Genomic DNA, 19,005 nt, shown 5'->3' on the forward strand with positions numbered 1-19,005 from the left:
GCATTAAAATAAAAAAGATACTATTAGTAGGAGAATAGCATTGCAGAATTATTTGAATAACAATCTAAGTTTGATAAATGAGTACCAAATATTATATAAAGATGGAATTAACATAAAAACTTTAGTAGATAAACTTGAGACAGAAGAGTTAGTAACGCATAAGGGTTTTGATTACAGCAGATTTAGAGTATTTATTGATAGTTGTTTGCTGCTGCTAAATAAAGAAAAACTAAATCATTATTGCAAAGATTACTACGACTATAAAGGTTTTTTTGAAGAAATTTGTAATGATAAAGAACTACAGGATTACATTAAGTTTATTAAAAATGAAAGAATAAGTTCGCACATTGACGGTGAACATCTTTACTATTCTTTAGATGGAAAGAAAAAAACACCATGGGATCAGGTGGCGACGATTAGAAATGCAATGGCACATATGCAATATGGACATTTTATGTCACAAGAGAGCGGTTTATTGATTTATTATAATTTATATAATAAACATAAAGGAATTCGTAACGACTGGGGAATTGTGTTTGAACCTATTCTACATAAATTTGTTAAAGTGTTTTTTAGTAATTATAGTTATGGTATTTTATTTAAAAATACTTTTTTTTCAAAATACTCTTTTGAAAAAGGGAGAGTGGTAAATGAGTTTAATTTTTATGAAATAACATGTAAAAAAGAAAGTATGCAAGTATATAACGGGTACAACTTTAATTTAATGAGTGAACTCGCTCATATATGTAATGATTTAGAAAAATTATGTGTTTTTATTATGGAACATGAAGAGAAACTTAATATAAAAGAAGTGCCAATAAAAGATAAGGTAGACATATCAATATATAATAAATTGGTTAGGAAATTTAAACTTAGTTGTAAAGAAGAATACTTTTATGGATTAAAAACATTACTTGATTTTGAAACTGAACTTTCTAATTTTTTAGTACATATTGGACATCTTAACGATGTGTTGTATCAATATTCAATAATCAAGAATTGCGGAAATTTTACTAATTCTGAAGTAGAGATGTATAAAAAACAATTGAAAGAAGTAATATTGGAACTAAAGGAAGATGAAAATGCCAAACTTATGTTTGAATTGGGTTTCACTTATCTTATGGCGGTTAATTTTGCTTTGAGAACTGAAGACGACGATTATAAAAAGCTGGAATATGCTGATGTTAATGTTTCAATGTTTACTTATAATAGAGAGAATTTAAATAAATATGTTATAGATAATGATGTTTATGAAAGCCCATTGCAGCGTTATGTTATTGAGAGAATGAGAAATGCCTTAATGCATGGACATATAGAAGTTTTGATTGGAAAAAATGGTGATGTACGTTTTGTTTTTTTAGATAATTATAATAAACGTGAAGAGAAAATTGAAATTACTTTAGATAATCTTAAATCTTTTTTATCACAAGAAAGTCTATATAATAGAGTTCCCAAAGAAACGTTGATATTACTTGCAGAACCAATAGAAGGAACGAAAAATTAGATTGTATATTATGTGAAACTAAAAATGTTTGACCTGAAGAGGTCATAATAAATCATATGATTTACAGTTTTATACTAGAATGAGCTTGGTGAATTCAGACAAAATACTATTTTGAATAGCAAGTGAAATATTCCGCCAAGGAATCACCAGCTCATTACGACATCATTATTGCCTACTCAGGGCACATTGAAGCCGTAATCCTGCTTGAAAAGAAGCAATAGGTTAGTTAAAATAGAAAATAGCTAGAAATTTTAAAACTCAAAGCCTAAAAATCGAATTGGATTTCTGGTTTTTATTTAAATAAAAATAAAGTAAAAAGGAGGTCCTAATAAATTGCTAAAAAATAAATTAAAGGAACGTATTAGAGAGATAGCGGTAAAAGAACTAATTGACGAAGTCAGATTTATTGATGCAGATGATTTAACAGAAGATTATGTAGGGAATGTAAGTCAGTTTAAGGGGAGGCAGCCACAAGACATTATGAAGGGGGCAAAGTCTGTAATTCTAACTTCCGTTTATATAGGAAAGTTTGTTACGGACACCAATCAAGACTTTGGACGTATGAGTCGATTGGTATTGTCTGGATATTATGCCAATATAGTTAAACCGTTGCATCCTATTATTGAGTTGCTTAAAAGTGAAGGGTATCGAGCAGAAATAATGGATGGAGAAAGTGACGATAAGACAATCCCCCTTAAAGGTGCTGCAGTGAAGGCTGGTTTAGGTTGGATTGGAAAAAATTCTATGCTAATAAGCAAAAAATATGGCTCGTTCCAAGCTTTAGGAGCAATTATTACGGATGCGGATATAGGCGAATATAATGAAATCAGCAAGAATTTTTGTGGCGGTTGTGACAAATGTATTCAAGTGTGTCCAGCTAATGCTATTGAAACTCCACAGATATTAACAAGACCAAAGTGTCTTTCAGATATGTTTGAAAATGAAAATGTATCAAAAGATGAAATCAATAGCATAAAACTTGACAACTATTTTTTTGAATGTGATATCTGTCAAAATGCATGCACTTGGAATCAGGCGCATATTCGTGCACCGCTAGATACCCCATACGGTAGATTATATAATCCTTCCGACATGAATAAACTTGTATCTATGGAATGGCTTTCCGTATTGGACGAAGCGACGTACAATGAAAAATTACTGCCCATTATGATAGGCTATCAATTGCCTTTTGACTTATTTAAAAGAAATATTTCGGTAATTGTGAATCAATCACGGAAATAAGATGGAATCTTTATTGAAAATGTCAATGGTGGTATTTTGATATGCAATTAGGCCGGAGCAGAAATGTTTGGCTATACTATAGAAGAGATTACAAAACTAAATATTCTAATTTTGTATATAGAAAACCACGCGTTAGACGCGTGGTTTCTGTTCTTGTTTAATACTTTGATTTTTCCCATTTAAAGTATGCATCATAAAGTTGAAGTGCTTGCTTCATATTTTTATCGGTTACTTTTGATGGATCTTTCAGAATCCTTTCCATTTGTATCAGTTGTGATTCTACGAATTTTGGGTTACTCATTCTACTTTGGGGATTAGCTTTCTTGTTTTTTACAGAAACAATACTTTCTTTAAACATAAAGAGGAGAAAACTATGTTTCTTTTGTTTGGGAACTTGTTTGGATGATTCAAAAACTTGCTCAAACATTTCATACATTCTTTTTCTTCTGATATGTAAGTAGAATATAAAACCTATAATGGCTAAGATTAAGATCACTAAAAATATAATCCATTGTGTTGTGTGCATATTAATACTCCTTTTAAAAATTGTATATATATTTTACCGCAAATCTATACAAAAAACACGATATTTTTTGTATAAAGCAATTTCTTTAAAATATAGAATAGATTAGTTAATTTGTTTGAATGGTTTCATAAGCAAAGTTGATTTTTATTTTAAAAGATAAAATTTTGGAGAAATTTTCTTTTGTTGCGCCTGTTAGTATATAATTAAGAAAATAATATAATAAGGAGGAATCGATGGGTGATGGAAGATACTATACTTATTATCAATTTTTTAGTATAATTATTCTTGTTTTTTTATCTATGTTTTCTGTAGGTAGTATGGTAATAAGCTATTTTAGAAATAAAGGGAAAAAATATATATTTTTTATTTTTCTTAGTATTATTCATATTGCTATTTTTAGAGTGATAGAGTGCGTGATACCAAATATGGAAATAGCATTTTCTTTAAGATACCTTCAACTTTCTATGGTTATCATTTTAAACTGGATTTTATTATATTGTCTTTATGTAAAAGTTCTTATGGTATTTAGATTTCCATATAAATTATTTAGATGGATAATGACGTTAGCCTTTATCACATTATTAGTTTTAGGAATTCTAACAAAAGGAAGGTTATTAATTATATCCTATGTATTTTTATTTGCTCAGTATAGTAGGTTTTATATTATTGTTTTAAGCATAGTCCTATGTATGGAAATTGTCGCCATGGTTTTTACATTTAAACATAAAGAATCTATTCATAGTGTATATAAAAACACAATAATATCATTTATAATATTAGGAACATTAGTTATTCCATTAATAGGTTATTTTCTAGCAATTTTATTTCATTACTCATATTTAGATTTTGTTGAGCTTTTGATATTTTTTATGTTTTCTATAATACTTAATATTTCCATGTACTCTGAAACTGAATTTGGACTTACTACATTAGCTTTTAATAAAATCGGCGATATGATTGGAGATTATATTTTTGTTACAAATGGCTTTGGAAATATAATTTATAAAAATAAAAGTGTTTTAAACTCTGATTTATTTATAAAAGAAGAAATGATTAATATAAATAATATAACGGATATTTATGAAGGTAATATTGAATTAAAAGAAAGTTATTTAGGCAAAGAATATATACAATTTACAAAAGGAAATGATATATTTTATTTTGTACATAAAAATAAAACTTTAATGAATAATGGAGAAATCATAGGTTTTATCTTTACTATTTCGGATATTACACCTTTAATGGATTTAGTAATGTCTTTGGAAGATCAAAAAGAAAAATCAAAAAAGGCGAATAAAAAACTTGAGAATTATTCTAAAGTGGTTTATCACTTAGAAAAAGAAAAGGAGATAAATATTTTACTTGATGAGATTATTAGATCGAAAGAAAGTGATATGGAAAATCTAATATTTATGATAGATAACTTACAGAAAGAGACAGATGATAAAGACTTTGATAATTATGTTGATCGAGTAATTGAATATAATAGAAATATTTTAGAGGATGTAAGGCAAGCCGTTAATACGTATTGGCAGCATTATGGAGGTTAAATATGATAAAAGTAATATTAGCTGATGATCAAGTCTTACTCAGGGAGTCTATCGGATATATATTAGATAATGATGAAGAGATAACAGTTGTTGGTATGGCAGGTAATGGCTATGAAGTTATTAAACTTTGTGAAAAGTTAAGGCCTGATATTGTACTTATGGATATAGAAATGCCCCAGCTAGATGGTGTTAATGCAACAAAGATAATAAAAGAAAATTATAAGAGTACAAAGGTAATTATACTTACAACATTTGAAAATCCAGATAATATAATGGAATCTTTTGTTGCTGATGCTGACGGATATATTGTAAAAAATATCAGTCATAAAGATTTAGTGCTTACTGTAAAATGTGTACATAGTGGACTTACTGTTATTCATAAAAGTGTGAAAGAAATTATGATTAACAGATTTAAGGGTTTCAGTGATTACAAGTTAAAATATAAAGATATTTTAACTGAAAAAGAAATTGAGATTGTAAGACTTATTGCTCAGGGGTGCAGTAATAAAGAAATAGCAAGTACTTTAAATTATTCAGAAGGCACTATAAAAAATAATGTAAGCAAAATACTAGAGAAACTTGATATGTCTGATAGGATGCAAATAGCAATATTTGCAATTGAAAATGGAATAGTATAGGTGATATATCAATGGAATACGGGAAACAAATAGAAGTTGCAACCATTACGCTTTGGAATTTTATAGCTATATTAGTTAATATAATAGTATTTGCAATTTTATATATGAAGGCTAATCGTAATGCCTCGCTTAAGGCATTTTTTTTGGTGCAACTTTCTATGTTAATATGGCTCGTTGGTAAGGTGTTTAAGACAGTTTCTCCAACCGTAGGCATAAGATGGGGGAGTATCCTAAAGTTTGTGTAAACCTCTAAACTGATGTAAGATAAATATATCAGTTTGGAGGTTTTATTTATGCCCAAAAGAAGAAAAGAATCACCCCAAAAACAAGCAATCAGAAAAATGATGCAGGAATACTTAAAAGAGAATGATATTCCTATCAAAAATGGTACAGATGTCAATTCTGTTATGCGTGATATGATGTCTGTATTACTGGAGGGTTCTCTGGAAGGAGAATTAGAAGACGAACTGGGATACTCAAAATATGACTATCGGAATAAGGAAACCGACAATAGTCGGAATGGATATTCTTCTAAAATCATGCATACAAACTATGGAGATATGAATGTTGCTATTCCTCGTGACCGTAATGGAGAATATGAACCCCAGCTTATCAAGAAATATCAAAATACCGTTACGCAAGATATGGAAGAAAGGATACTTTCCATGTATGCAAAAGGTATGACTACAAATGATATTGAATCCCATATGCGTGAGTTATATGACATTGATATTTCTGACAGTACGATTAGCCGAGTTACTGATAAAATTATACCGATTGTAAAGGAATGGCAGGAACGTCCTTTGGAAGAAGTATATGCGGTTGTTTTTATGGATGCAATTCATTTCCACGTTCGTAGTGAAGGAAGAATACGAAAAAAGGCTGTGTATATTGCTTTGGGAATTGATATGAATGGTAGAAAGGACGTTTTAGGTATGTATGTTGGTGAAAATGAAAATGCTAAATTCTGGCTTTCTATACTGAATGGGCTAAAAAATCGTGGTGTAAAAGATATCTTAATAACATGTATTGATGGACTAAGTGGATTTCCACAAGCAATTGAAGCAGTCTATCCTGAAACAGAGATACAGCAGTGCATTATTCATCAAATCCGTAACTCCACTAAATTTGTATCCTACAAAGATTTGAAAGCTCTGATGGCTGATTTGAAGCGAGTCTATACTGCCCCAACAGAAGAATTAGCCCTAAATGAATTGGAGTTGTTTCAAGAAAAATGGGATGTAAAATATCCGAAAATCTATAAATCTTGGCATGATAATTGGTCAACTTTAGCAACCTATTTTAAATATCCTGAAGCTGTTAGGCGGCTTATTTATACCACAAATGCCATTGAGGGATTTAATCGTCAACTTCGTAAAGTAACAAAAAGCAAGACAATTTTTCCTTCTGACGATAGCCTTTTAAAAATGCTATATCTGGCAACGATAGATATCACAAAAAAGTGGACAGGATATCGTAGGGACTGGGGACGGATATATTCCCAGTTAGAGATTTATTTTGAGGAAAGACTAAAAAATCTCAACTTCTAAAAAACAACTTGTTCGGCAAGTTTTATTGACATGCAAAAAAATCATTGTATAATGCAAACAAGGGTAGAATCCCAAAATTGACTCTGCCCTTAAGTAACTATTCACATATCTTATATCAGATTTTTGAGTTTACACAAAACTTGAAACTGTCCCTAAGATGGGGATTTATTGTATTTTATTATTTTGGGATATGTTTACTCGAGGCTAGTTTTTTAGATTTTGCTTATATATATAATAAGGGAAATCCATTAAAAAAATGGATAAGGATATTAATATATACAATAGCGATGTTACAGTTTATTATTATTCTTCTTAATCCATATCATTATTTGTTTTATAGCAAATATTGTTTTTGGAGTGATGAATTTGGTAAACTATTTTATTTTCATATGGTAATAAACTACTTGTTTATGTTTATTGGTATGGTATTATGCAGTAGTAAATTTAAAAAACAGTTGAAAGAGAGAGGTCGATTAAAAAGAAATATTATATTTTTTGCAATTTTAGCACCCATTGTTTTAAATTTTATATATATCACTAGAACTCTTGAAGCCTTATTTAGTATGTTAAAAATCCAAATTTTTGATATAACACCGATAGTTTATACATGGTCATTACTATTATTTATATATGCTACTTTTAAGTATGAATTTTTTGATCTTACTCCAATTATGAAACATGAAGTAACAAAAAAACTTGATACTTCTATTCTTATTATAGATTCAGTAGGAAAAATCCTTTATATGAATAAGCATCTAAAACAAAAATTTAATGTTAGTCATGATTATATTGAAGTTGAAAAGTTAGTAAATAAATATAAGCTTTATAATAAATTAGATATAGAAGATAAAATAATTAAACATATGGATAGGTTTTATAAATATAATATTAGCATTTTAAAAGGATTTGGGAGTGATAGATATATTATAACTTTTCATGATATTACATCATATCAAATTGCAAAGAATGAATTATATAAAGAAAATGAAGAATTAGAAAAGGCAAATAAAAAGCTTCAGTCTCAGATAGAACTATTAAAACAAACGTCGCATATTGGTGCGAGAAATTATGTTGCTAGAGAATTACATGATATCATAGGACATTCCTTAGTTGTAACAATGAAATTACTTGAAGTGACAAAGTTATTTTATAATAAAAATAGGGATAGAGCATTTGAAAGCATGGAAAAGGCACAGTTTTCTATAAAAAACGGGTTTCAGGAAATGAAGGAACTGAAAGAGAAAGGGAATGGAATAATATATAATACATCAATTTTAGAAAATGAATTGAAACGCATGTTAAAGATTGTAGAAGTAAGCGGGATTAAAGTAAATTTCTATATTAGAGGTAATGAACAAAAACTAGATGAAAAAACTTTTGATATTTTAAAGAAGATTTCTACAGAGCTTGTAACAAATACATTGAAACATGCTAAAGCAAGTAACTTACTACTTTCTATTTGCATAGAAGATAAAAGTATTTCTATTCAAATGATGGACAATGGTATAGGAATAAGTAATTTTATTAAAGGAAATGGACTGACTGGAATAGATAGTCGTCTTGCACTTATAGGAGGAAAAGCCAAGTATATAAGCAGTAGTGGTGAGGGTTTTTCCTGTAATATTATAATTCCAAAATAAACTTTTTAATTATTTAGACTCAGTTTAATACTGGGTCTATTTTTCTAAGAAAATATGACCTTTGAATATATCCGGGGAAAAATAGTTACTAAAGTCACTACAAAAGTGACTAATGGTATATTACATATTCTAATTCGGAGGATTAAAATAAATATATATTTAAAAGGAGGATTATTATTATTATGACAAAAGTACATGACATTGATTTTAAACTTTATGGAGATGATATGCAATTTGTTGAAATTGAGCTTGATGGTGGAGAGAGCGTACTTGCAGAAGCTGGAGCAATGATGTATATGGATGAGAAAATTGTTATGGAAACGATTTTTGGAGATGGTAGTGAGAAAAACCAAGGGAAGGGGCTTATGGGCAAAATCATTGGTGCTGGAAAAAGAGCTATTACCGGTGAAGGTATTTTTATGACTGTGTTTTCTAATATGCAGGAAGGAAAGGCACATGTGTCTTTTGCAGCACCTTATCCAGGTAAAATAATTCCCGCAAATCTATCAGAATTTGGTGGTTCATTAATATGTCAAAAGGATGCTTTTTTGTGCGCTGCTAAAGGGATATCTATTGATATTCATTTACAAAAAAAGATTGGTGCAGGATTCTTTGGCGGCGAAGGTTTCATAATGCAAAAGTTAGAGGGAGATGGTATGGCGTTTTTGCATGCAGGTGGAACAATTATTAAAAAAAATCTACAGCCAGGAGAGATTTTAAAAATTGATACGGGGTGTTTAGTTGCAATGACATCAGATGTAGATTATGATGTTCAGTTTACTGGAGATATTAAATCTGGATTGTTTGGAGGAGAGGGTTTATTTTTAGCAACCCTTAGAGGTCCAGGGTCAGTGTGGCTTCAATCTTTGCCATTTAGCAGAATGGCAGACCGCATTTATTCTGCCGCTAGAGGAAAGGGTAGTAAAGGAGAGACAAAAGGGTTAAATAACCCTATTGAAGAGTTATCAGGGCTTACTAATTTATTTGGTAGAGATTAATTTTAAGGAGGCTTCTTAATGAAAAATAAACTTATTTTATTAATTATAGCTTGCTTACTAATGACATGTATGACTGCCTGTAAAGGAGAAAACAGCTCAGAAGAACTAATAGATGGTAATAATAAGATTAGCAATAAAAAGAATGTAAAAACAAAAGGTGTTGCTTGTGGTGAAGAGTTTGAATATGGGGATTTAAACTACAATGTCATTGGTGTTAAAACAAATGAATATAGTGATGGTGTTAAATATTTAATTCTAAAAATTGAAGTATACAATAATGGTTCTAGTGATATAAAGTTCCATACAATTGATAGATTTGAATTGTATGGAGAAAGTGGTAAGGAATATACGATGGACTTGTTTGCAGATATTGAAGTAAGCTTAGAAGGACAAATCACACCAGATAATAAAATAATGGGGGAGGTGGCTTTTGAAATTACTGATAGTAAAGATGAAAGCTTTACCTTACATATTGGAGAAAATTATGAAAATTATAAACCGGCCATCACTGTGTTACAGAGCGATATCAATAAGACATTTAATGAACTTTTTAAAAGCAGTGGTGTAACAAGTAAATATGGAATAGGAACAACTATTAAGTCTGACCAATTTGATATCACATTGATTAGCGCTAACGTTGAACCGTGTGATAAAGATGGCAAAGAATTATTGGTTTGTGAATTTACTATTAAAAATAATAAGTCAGATTTACAAAATTTTATGATGGGGTTTAGTTTATTAGGAGCATATAATTCTAATGGTTTAAAACTTGATCCTAGACATGTAGATGTAACACTGCCAGTTGAAATCAATGGAAATTCGTCGGTAACAGGTAAGGTTCCTTATTACATTGAAACCGGAACAAGAGATTTTTATATTTCAGTAAAACCAGATTTAAATGAGTTTGATAAGATAGTTAATATTGTATTTAGTGTGCAATAATTTAAGGAGGGAAATTATTATGAAAAAGAAGTTACATGCTTTGTTTTTTTTGTTGGTGGCATTACTTGTGGTAAGTGCAAGTTTTGTGGGGTGTTCTAATGAAAAAAGTACAGAAAATAATGGGGCGAATGAGTTGGTGGAGCAACAATCAGATACAAAGGGGATAGATGCATCTCTTGAAGGAATGGAGTTGTTAGCTACTATACAATATAATCCACCTAAGAATATGGTAACAGAAACAGAAATGGTAGGTGCTGGGTTTTCATCAAATGCAACTACATATTATAATGGTGAAAATAGCAGAATCGAAACTTTGACGAGTGATATGGGAAAGCAGATTACTATTTATAATGCACAAAAAGGGGAAACTTATCAATATACAGAAGGTGAAAAGACTGGTATATTGATGGCAGATGGAGAGGATTCGGAAGATATGGAAGGAGCAGATGTACCAAGCTTTAAGGATTTGGTTGATGAGTCTTCAGAAAATGTAGTTGCTAGAGTTGAAAAGCTTGATGGTGAAGACGTAATATACATAGAAACAACACAATCAGAAGAGGGTATGGGTGATGTAATTGTACAAATGTGGTATTCTGCTAAGTACTGTATTCCTTTAAAGTATGAAATGATAATGAATGGGCAGGTAATGACAAGCTTTGTTGTTAAAAATGTTAAGACAGATGTAAAAATGCAGGATGATTTATTTATACCACCAAGTGACATTGAGTTTATGAATTATGATGTCGATGTACTAGGACTTATGGAGTAATTATAAAATAAATATTTTTACAATATTTAAATGAAAAGAGTTTACTATACAAATGGATGTTAATGTGGTATTGTATTATTAAGGTAAAGTAAAAGGAGTTGATTTATCCGATCCATTGTAACAATTGAATGAATTGGAAACGAATATTTAAAACAACATTTTTAATCCAAATAAATTTTTTAAAGCCATTAGACTTAGATAGGTTTATTTGTGATAAGTTGTTTTAATTATTCTGAGTGATTATTTAGCGTCTCAGAATTTCTGAGGCGTTTTTTTGTTTTCAAAAGTATTTTTATTTTAGTTTAACTTTTGAAAGCAACCACGGAATAAATACTGTTTATTCTGAATTCATACTTTACCTAGAAGAAAACTAAATATTAAAGCTTAAGGAGAATTTATATTATGAAAATTATAGATAATAACAAAATTAATCTGTCAGTACTAAAAAATTCAATTGTACAACCAGAAATCTTTGAGAAAGGAACTGATAAATTCTGGGATGATGAATATATATCAGAGCAAATGCTGAATTTTCATTTGAATCCGGATATAGAGGCTGCCAGTAAAACAAAAGATACGATTGATGCTGAAGCAAGTTTTATAATTAAGTCAACGAATATGAAAGGAGGTAAAAAGGTATTAGACTTGGGTTGTGGACCTGGTCTTTACGTACGGGAATTCGCTAAAACGGGAGCAATGGTTACGGGAGTAGACATTTCTGAACGGTCTATTAATTATGCAAATGAAAATATCAAACCAGAGTATAAGAATACACTTTTCATTAAAAAGAATTATCTTAATATCAGCTTCAATAATTCTTTTGATATAGCAACATTGATTTTTTATGACTTTTGTGCACTTAGTACAAATGAACAAATGATATTGCTTTCAAAAATACATGGAGCTTTAAGAGACAATGGTATTTTAATATTAGATGTTGTTTCAGAAAACAAAGAAACCTCAATATCAACTAATGTTTCTGTATGTGAAGGGGGCTTCTGGAGTCCAAAACCCTATATAGAAATACTCAATACCTATTTGTATGAAGAACCAAAGACAGAAGGGCTACAATATACAATTATTGATGAAGATGGTGTCACAAAAGTTATAAGAATCTATCATCGCCTATTTAAATTGACAGAGATTACAAAAATGCTTAATAAAAATGGTTTCAAAATTGAAAGTCTATAAGAATTTAAAAGGTGAATCACTGACCGAAGATTCAGATACGTTTGGCATTATAGTTCGCAAGGTATAGATTGATTTTCATAGGATTACTATGGGATAAATAAAAAAGATGTGTGTATAATTCTTAAGAATAGACGTACTTTTGGAGTGCGTCTATTTTGATTTTTCATGAAGGAGGGGGGAATATTTATAAAAGCAATAATATTTCTATATATTAAAAATAAAATTGATATAGTGGATACTGTTAGGGGAATACTTTGCATTATCCATACATTAATTTTAGATGATGGAAGTGTATGGTTAGGAGTGAAAAGAATGTATTACTGGAGTGAGGATGATTGTAATATTAATTTAGAAGAAGAATTAACTTCTATGAATAACGTTAGTGAATTGTATATTGGAATTGCTTTTTTTTCTAGTGAAGGGCTTCGCATTTTAAAAAATATTGCTAAAAAAAACAAATTGAAGAAGGAAAATGTTCACATATATATGTCGGATGAATTTTCACAAAATAAGCCACATGAATTATTAGAGGAAGTGTGTAAAATTGCAAAAGTTAAGATTTTTTTTCATCGTATGTTTCATGCGAAGGTGTATTTGTTAAAGGGGGATACTACTAAATTAATATATGGTTCATCCAACTTTACAGCAGGGGGTTTTTACAAAAATATTGAGTTTGATAGCATTCAGGAAATTGGAAAAAAGAATTTAAATGAAATAGAAGACTTTTTTAAGTATTGTGAGTTGCATTCCACTACCGTTACGGATGATGTCATTCAACACTATAAAGAGATGTATAATGAAATTAAAGAATTGAAGAAAATTCAGGAAAAATTGAGGAAAAAGATAAAGGGATATCATAAGAATAAGGTTCAGATGTCAGACATACATAACGATGTTTATCCAATAATAGAACGAAAAGGATTGCTGAGTTCTATCATACAATTTATGGGATATAGACATAAGAAAAAATAAAAATATGACTGAACAATATATAATAAAAAAGGCAAAATAAGCGAAGCATGCTTTATTTTGGGGAGTATCCTAAAGTTTGTGTAAACCTCTAAACTGATGTAAGATAAATATATCAGTTTGGAGGTTTTATTTATGCCCAAAAGAAGAAAAGAATCACCCCAAAAACAAGCAATCAGAAAAATGATGCAGGAATACTTAAAAGAGAATGATATTCCTATCAAAAATGGTACAGATGTCAATTCTGTTATGCGTGATATGATGTCTGTATTACTGGAGGGTTCTCTGGAAGGAGAATTAGAAGACGAACTGGGATACTCAAAATATGACTATCGGAATAAGGAAACCGACAATAGTCGGAATGGATATTCTTCTAAAATCATGCATACAAACTATGGAGATATGAATGTTGCTATTCCTCGTGACCGTAATGGAGAATATGAACCCCAGCTTATCAAGAAATATCAAAATACCGTTACGCAAGATATGGAAGAAAGGATACTTTCCATGTATGCAAAAGGTATGACTACAAATGATATTGAATCCCATATGCGTGAGTTATATGACATTGATATTTCTGACAGTACGATTAGCCGAGTTACTGATAAAATTATACCGATTGTAAAGGAATGGCAGGAACGTCCTTTGGAAGAAGTATATGCGGTTGTTTTTATGGATGCAATTCATTTCCACGTTCGTAGTGAAGGAAGAATACGAAAAAAGGCTGTGTATATTGCTTTGGGAATTGATATGAATGGTAGAAAGGACGTTTTAGGTATGTATGTTGGTGAAAATGAAAATGCTAAATTCTGGCTTTCTATACTGAATGGGCTAAAAAATCGTGGTGTAAAAGATATCTTAATAACATGTATTGATGGACTAAGTGGATTTCCACAAGCAATTGAAGCAGTCTATCCTGAAACAGAGATACAGCAGTGCATTATTCATCAAATCCGTAACTCCACTAAATTTGTATCCTACAAAGATTTGAAAGCTCTGATGGCTGATTTGAAGCGAGTCTATACTGCCCCAACAGAAGAATTAGCCCTAAATGAATTGGAGTTGTTTCAAGAAAAATGGGATGTAAAATATCCGAAAATCTATAAATCTTGGCATGATAATTGGTCAACTTTAGCAACCTATTTTAAATATCCTGAAGCTGTTAGGCGGCTTATTTATACCACAAATGCCATTGAGGGATTTAATCGTCAACTTCGTAAAGTAACAAAAAGCAAGACAATTTTTCCTTCTGACGATAGCCTTTTAAAAATGCTATATCTGGCAACGATAGATATCACAAAAAAGTGGACAGGATATCGTAGGGACTGGGGACGGATATATTCCCAGTTAGAGATTTATTTTGAGGAAAGACTAAAAAATCTCAACTTCTAAAAAACAACTTGTTCGGCAAGTTTTATTGACATGCAAAAAAATCATTGTATAATGCAAACAAGGGTAGAATCCCAAAATTGACTCTGCCCTTAAGTAACTATTCACATATCTTATATCAGATTTTTGAGTTTACACAAAACTTGAAACTGTCCCTTATTTTGCCTTTTTTTGATTGAAAATATTTTACTTTTAATCAGAATTCATTAGATAGTTGTGTCCATAACAATCTTAATGGCTTCTTCATAAGATCGGGTTAAATGATCAGTTAGCGTTTTACATGCAAGATCAATGTCTTTTGACAGAATGGCATCGATAATAGCAATGTGTTCCTGATTGCTAGGACTAAATCGTACTACGTCAATTTGTGTGGAAGCACGAAATAGTGTTAAATAATCTTGAAAACTTTCCATTAATTCATTTGTATAATAATTATCGATGGAAACAACGATTCCCATATGAAATTCATTGTCTAAATTAGATAGTTCAATGGCATCTTTACTGGACAAATCAAAATCAGCACGCGTATATTTTATAAATTCTTCTTTCATTTTTGAAATCCATGCAAAATCAATTCTGTCCATTCCAATTCGTAAAATCTGCGGTTCTAATAAAGAACGCATCTGAAAAATATCTCGAATCCGTTTTGGTGAAATTCTAGCAATCTCAATGCCTCGCCTTGGATGGATGATGAGAAACTGTTCTTTTGATAATTGAAGCAAAGCTTCTCTTACAGGAGTTCTTCCGATGCCTAAGGCTTCTTGAAGTTGTGCTTCGTTTACAACCATTCCCGGCTTCAAATGATGCGATAAAATCATAGATTTTAATTGTTTATATGCTTGTTGTGCCAAACCCTCTTTTTTCGTAAAAAGTACATCGTTCATAGTTAACCTCCTATAATATTGAAGAAGCTTTAATAGCAAATAGCAAAATTTATCCTAACAGTTCTTAATATTAATGTCAATAATTACACTTTATCGACTTGAATTTATTTAAATATTCAAAAAAATCAAATTAATTATTGACATCTTATAGTCAATATAATATATTGGCTATATAAATATATCACTAATATATCACAAAAAATAAGTAGATGCACTCATCTTTTATGGAGGTTGACAATTGAAGGCGTTTATCGATGAAAATTTTTTACTTTCAAATAAAACTGCACAAAATTTATATCATGAATTTGCAAAAGAGATGCCTATTGTAGATTACCATTGTCATATTGATCCAAGGGATATTTCAGAAAATAGATGCTATGAAAATATCACACAACTTTGGTTGTATGGAGATCATTACAAGTGGAGACTTATGCGTTCCAATGGTATAGACGAACATTATATTACTGGGGAAGCGAGTGATAAAGAAAAATTTCAAAAATATGCGAAAACAATGGAAGCTGCAATTGGAAATCCTCTTTATCATTGGAGTCATTTAGAATTAAAACGATATTTTGATTACCATGGAACAATTAATGAAAAGAATGCGGAAGAGATATGGAATCATTGCAATCAAATTATAAAAGAAAAAGGAATAAATACCCGCTCCTTAATACTTAATTCCAATGTAAAATTACTTTGCACAACGGACGATCCGATTGATGATTTAAATCATCATGATTATTTGAAAGCAGATTCGAGTTTCTCAGTTCCTGTATTACCAGCATGGCGGCCAGATAAAGTAGTCAATATTGAACATTCCGATTTTGTGGATTACATAAAGAAATTAGCGGCAAAGAGTAACTGCAGTATTTATACTTTTCAGGATTTAACGGAGGCCTTGTCACAGCGAATGGACTATTTTAATGCTAGAAGTTGCAAAATTTCAGATCATGGTTTAGCAAATTGCAAGTATATTTCTGCTAGCAGACAAGAAGTAGAAGATATTTTTACTAAAAAGCTAGAAGGAAAAGTGATATCTGAGATAGAGGCGTCGAAGTATAAAACAGAATTAATGTATTTTTTCGGAAAGGAATATCAAAAACGTGATTGGGTGATGCAGCTTCATTTTGGTGCGAAAAGAGATAACAATACAAAAATGTACCAATATTTAGGTTCTGACACTGGATATGACTGCATTGGAGAAAAAGTAGATTTTGCAGCAGTAACTGATTTTTTAAATGTACTTGCTCTTACGAATCAACTTCCCAAAACAATTATTTATTCTCTAGATCCGAATGATAATGCAGTGATTGATTCGATTTTAGGTTGTTTTCAAACTGCAGATATAAAAGGAAAGATGCAGCATGGTTCTGCTTGGTGGTTTAATGATCATAAAACTGGAATGGAAAATCAACTAAAATCTTTGGCAAACCTTAGTTTGTTGGGAAATTTTATAGGAATGACGACTGATTCTAGAAGTTTTTTATCGTATGTAAGGCATGAATATTTTAGAAGAATTCTATGTAATTTAATTGGAACATGGGTGGAAAATGGTGAATATCCCAATGATCCAAAAGCCTTAGGGAAAATTGTAAAAAATATATCTTACAATAATTGCGTTGATTATTTTGGGTTTCATATTTAAGAGGTGAAAAAATGATAACGACGAAAGGTTTGAAAAAGAATTTCGGTAGCAATGAAGTTTTAAAAGGAATTGATATGCATATTCAGCGAGGTGAAGTGGTTGCAGTCATTGGTCCTTCTGGTTCTGGAAAAAGTACGTTTCTTCGCTGTTTAAATCTTTTAGAGCAGCCAACTGATGGTGAGATTATTTATCATGGTGAGGATATTACAAAGATGAAGCCCAAAAACAGTTTAGAGCTTTTAAGCTCAATGGGTATGGTATTTCAGCAGTTTAATCTTTTCCCGCACATGACGGTTCTGAATAATATCATTCTTGCACCGTTAAAAGTGAAAAATATGAATCGAGCAGAAGTGGAAACAAAGGCCATGGACTTGTTAAAAACGGTAGGCTTAGAAGATAAAAGTGGTGCCTATCCAGCGCAGTTATCAGGAGGACAGCAGCAGCGTGTCGCTATTGCAAGAGCTCTTTGCATGGAACCGGAGTTAATGTTATTTGATGAACCAACTTCAGCACTTGATCCAGAAATGGTTGGAGAAGTATTAGAAGTTATGAAAAAATTAGTGAATTTTGGAATGACTATGATTGTTGTTACACATGAAATGGGATTTGCGAAAGAGGCAGCAGATCGGGTTGTCTTTATGGACGGTGGCTATATTGTTGAAGAGAATAATCCAGAAGAATTCTTTAAAAATCCTAAAAGTAAGCGACTTCAGGAATTTCTTGGAAAAATGTTGTAAGTATTAGATACTAGGATAAAAAGAGTCGGGGTTATTGATAAAACTATTTATGATGAATGGAGGGAGTTATGTCAGTTGTAAAAGTAGCAAGACATGCGGATATCAAGCATGAGTATGTGAATGGATTTTCAAGACAAGCAGTTTTGGTTGGAGCGTATGATCAGGCGAAATTTGAAAAATGCTCTTTGTTACCTGGGCATTCGATAAAACCTGAGACTTTTTCAATTACTCAAAATAACCAATTGTTTATTTTCACCACTGGAAAGGGGTATATTACCACTCCAAGACAGGCTTGGAATATTACAGAAGTTGGTGTATTTATTCCAGAATTTGATAGAGAAGAATTTGAAATTACGGCCTCAATGGATTGTAAGGAGCCTTTAGAATTTTTACATATTATAACAGAATTGAATGACTACGATAAAACATGCCTAAGAGAAGCTAGAATTACATTACCACGATGGCGTGCTCTTTCGGAGGGATGGACATACTATGAAGATTTTAAAGATGAAGATAAGGTAACATCACTAATGCTGATCGAACACAGAAATTTAGGGAGACTCAGCATGGGAGCAGTACTAGGAAAAGGACCGGATACGATTGGGACACATATTCATAATGAATTGCAGCAATGGTATTTTCCACTTCCAGGATCAAGTTTTACTTATACAGCAGATGATGAAAGCATTCATTTACAAGGTGGTGATTTGAGTTTTACACCAAGTGGACTGAATCACGGAAGTAGTGCTGCTGAAGGAGAGACATTAGATTATATTTGGTTTGAGCTGTGTACTGATGGATATCCAGGTGAAATAAAATAAGGAGAAAAAG

General features: G+C 30.9%; 18 protein-coding genes. 16 read left to right on the forward strand and 2 right to left on the reverse strand.

Annotation, left to right across the window (positions count from 1 at the left end; translation table 11 throughout):
• Positions 1-40 precede the first annotated feature (40 nt).
• Both I2490_RS07420 and I2490_RS07425 read left to right on the forward strand, forming a co-directional pair.
• Complete coding sequence (locus I2490_RS07420; protein WP_206459101.1) at positions 41-1,504, forward strand: hypothetical protein; 1,464 nt, start codon at positions 41-43, stop codon at positions 1,502-1,504.
• 333 nt (positions 1,505-1,837) lie between these two features.
• Positions 1,838-2,746 carry an epoxyqueuosine reductase gene (locus tag I2490_RS07425; RefSeq protein ID WP_206459102.1) on the forward strand — a complete coding sequence of 303 codons (909 nt, stop codon included), beginning with the start codon at positions 1,838-1,840 and terminating at the stop codon, positions 2,744-2,746.
• A gap of 157 nt (positions 2,747-2,903) precedes the next feature.
• Here the strand turns inward: I2490_RS07425 and I2490_RS07430 are convergent, their stop codons facing one another.
• On the reverse strand, positions 2,904-3,272 hold the full coding sequence (locus I2490_RS07430) for a hypothetical protein (protein ID WP_206459103.1): 369 nt from the start codon (positions 3,270-3,272) through the stop codon (positions 2,904-2,906).
• A gap of 233 nt (positions 3,273-3,505) precedes the next feature.
• Here I2490_RS07430 and I2490_RS07435 point away from each other — a divergent pair, with 233 nt between their 5' ends.
• The 11 genes from I2490_RS07435 (at position 3,506) to I2490_RS07485 (ending at position 14,911) form a co-directional block, all read left to right on the forward strand.
• Positions 3,506-4,822: a hypothetical protein gene (locus I2490_RS07435; RefSeq protein ID WP_206459104.1), complete on the forward strand. Its 1,317-nt coding sequence runs from the start codon at positions 3,506-3,508 to the stop codon at positions 4,820-4,822.
• 2 nt (positions 4,823-4,824) lie between these two features.
• Positions 4,825-5,460 (forward strand): response regulator, encoded by a 636-nt coding sequence (locus I2490_RS07440; protein ID WP_206459105.1) that lies wholly within the window; start codon positions 4,825-4,827, stop codon positions 5,458-5,460.
• Between the two features lie 11 nt (positions 5,461-5,471).
• Entirely contained in the window at positions 5,472-5,705 is a 234-nt protein-coding gene (locus I2490_RS07445; protein ID WP_206459106.1) for a hypothetical protein, read from the forward strand.
• A gap of 48 nt (positions 5,706-5,753) precedes the next feature.
• Complete coding sequence (locus I2490_RS07450; RefSeq protein WP_442859719.1) at positions 5,754-7,010, forward strand: IS256 family transposase; 1,257 nt, start codon at positions 5,754-5,756, stop codon at positions 7,008-7,010.
• 77 nt (positions 7,011-7,087) lie between these two features.
• Positions 7,088-8,650 carry a sensor histidine kinase gene (locus tag I2490_RS07455; RefSeq protein WP_280634195.1) on the forward strand — a complete coding sequence of 521 codons (1,563 nt, stop codon included), beginning with the start codon at positions 7,088-7,090 and terminating at the stop codon, positions 8,648-8,650.
• A 182-nt stretch (positions 8,651-8,832) separates the two neighbouring features.
• Complete coding sequence (locus I2490_RS07460) at positions 8,833-9,648, forward strand: TIGR00266 family protein (protein ID WP_206459108.1); 816 nt, start codon at positions 8,833-8,835, stop codon at positions 9,646-9,648.
• 18 nt (positions 9,649-9,666) lie between these two features.
• Positions 9,667-10,590 (forward strand): DUF4352 domain-containing protein, encoded by a 924-nt coding sequence (locus I2490_RS07465; RefSeq protein ID WP_206459109.1) that lies wholly within the window; start codon positions 9,667-9,669, stop codon positions 10,588-10,590.
• Positions 10,591-10,609: 19 nt separating this feature from the next.
• Positions 10,610-11,359, forward strand: coding sequence for a hypothetical protein (locus tag I2490_RS07470; protein ID WP_206459110.1), 750 nt, complete (start codon positions 10,610-10,612; stop codon positions 11,357-11,359).
• 402 nt (positions 11,360-11,761) lie between these two features.
• The gene (locus I2490_RS07475; RefSeq protein WP_206459111.1) at positions 11,762-12,550 is read left to right on the forward strand and encodes a class I SAM-dependent methyltransferase; all 789 of its coding nucleotides are present in this window, start codon (positions 11,762-11,764) and stop codon (positions 12,548-12,550) included.
• A gap of 312 nt (positions 12,551-12,862) precedes the next feature.
• Positions 12,863-13,522: a phospholipase D family protein gene (locus tag I2490_RS07480; RefSeq protein WP_206459112.1), complete on the forward strand. Its 660-nt coding sequence runs from the start codon at positions 12,863-12,865 to the stop codon at positions 13,520-13,522.
• Positions 13,523-13,654: 132 nt separating this feature from the next.
• A complete protein-coding gene (locus tag I2490_RS07485) occupies positions 13,655-14,911 on the forward strand; it encodes an IS256 family transposase (protein ID WP_442859719.1) in 1,257 nt (418 codons plus the stop codon).
• Positions 14,912-15,114: 203 nt separating this feature from the next.
• Here the strand turns inward: I2490_RS07485 and I2490_RS07490 are convergent, their stop codons facing one another.
• Positions 15,115-15,792, reverse strand: a complete 678-nt coding sequence (locus I2490_RS07490; RefSeq protein ID WP_206459113.1) for a GntR family transcriptional regulator — start codon at positions 15,790-15,792, stop codon at positions 15,115-15,117.
• Between the two features lie 238 nt (positions 15,793-16,030).
• Here I2490_RS07490 and uxaC point away from each other — a divergent pair, with 238 nt between their 5' ends.
• The 3 genes from uxaC to I2490_RS07505 all read left to right on the forward strand — a co-directional run bounded on the left by uxaC (position 16,031) and on the right by I2490_RS07505 (position 18,995).
• Positions 16,031-17,437 carry a glucuronate isomerase gene (uxaC, locus tag I2490_RS07495; RefSeq protein WP_206459114.1) on the forward strand — a complete coding sequence of 469 codons (1,407 nt, stop codon included), beginning with the start codon at positions 16,031-16,033 and terminating at the stop codon, positions 17,435-17,437.
• 11 nt (positions 17,438-17,448) lie between these two features.
• Positions 17,449-18,174, forward strand: a complete 726-nt coding sequence (locus tag I2490_RS07500; protein WP_206459115.1) for an amino acid ABC transporter ATP-binding protein — start codon at positions 17,449-17,451, stop codon at positions 18,172-18,174.
• Positions 18,175-18,242: 68 nt separating this feature from the next.
• A complete protein-coding gene (locus I2490_RS07505) occupies positions 18,243-18,995 on the forward strand; it encodes a cupin domain-containing protein (RefSeq protein WP_206459116.1) in 753 nt (250 codons plus the stop codon).
• Positions 18,996-19,005 lie beyond the last annotated feature (10 nt).

Source organism: Anaerovorax sp. IOR16 (genome assembly GCF_017168145.1).
Taxonomy (GTDB): domain Bacteria; phylum Bacillota; class Clostridia; order Peptostreptococcales; family Anaerovoracaceae; genus IOR16.

Coding starts and splice junctions, on each gene's coding strand:
- I2490_RS07430 (WP_206459103.1), bottom strand. CDS start 3,272: ATGCACACAACACAATGGATTATATTTTTAGTGATCTTAATCTTAGCC.
- I2490_RS07435 (WP_206459104.1), top strand. CDS start 3,506: ATGGGTGATGGAAGATACTATACTTATTATCAATTTTTTAGTATAATT.
- I2490_RS07440 (WP_206459105.1), top strand. CDS start 4,825: ATGATAAAAGTAATATTAGCTGATGATCAAGTCTTACTCAGGGAGTCT.
- I2490_RS07445 (WP_206459106.1), top strand. CDS start 5,472: ATGGAATACGGGAAACAAATAGAAGTTGCAACCATTACGCTTTGGAAT.
- I2490_RS07450 (WP_442859719.1), top strand. CDS start 5,754: ATGCCCAAAAGAAGAAAAGAATCACCCCAAAAACAAGCAATCAGAAAA.
- I2490_RS07460 (WP_206459108.1), top strand. CDS start 8,833: ATGACAAAAGTACATGACATTGATTTTAAACTTTATGGAGATGATATG.
- I2490_RS07465 (WP_206459109.1), top strand. CDS start 9,667: ATGAAAAATAAACTTATTTTATTAATTATAGCTTGCTTACTAATGACA.
- I2490_RS07470 (WP_206459110.1), top strand. CDS start 10,610: ATGAAAAAGAAGTTACATGCTTTGTTTTTTTTGTTGGTGGCATTACTT.
- I2490_RS07475 (WP_206459111.1), top strand. CDS start 11,762: ATGAAAATTATAGATAATAACAAAATTAATCTGTCAGTACTAAAAAAT.
- I2490_RS07480 (WP_206459112.1), top strand. CDS start 12,863: ATGTATTACTGGAGTGAGGATGATTGTAATATTAATTTAGAAGAAGAA.
- I2490_RS07485 (WP_442859719.1), top strand. CDS start 13,655: ATGCCCAAAAGAAGAAAAGAATCACCCCAAAAACAAGCAATCAGAAAA.
- I2490_RS07490 (WP_206459113.1), bottom strand. CDS start 15,792: ATGAACGATGTACTTTTTACGAAAAAAGAGGGTTTGGCACAACAAGCA.
- I2490_RS07500 (WP_206459115.1), top strand. CDS start 17,449: ATGATAACGACGAAAGGTTTGAAAAAGAATTTCGGTAGCAATGAAGTT.
- I2490_RS07505 (WP_206459116.1), top strand. CDS start 18,243: ATGTCAGTTGTAAAAGTAGCAAGACATGCGGATATCAAGCATGAGTAT.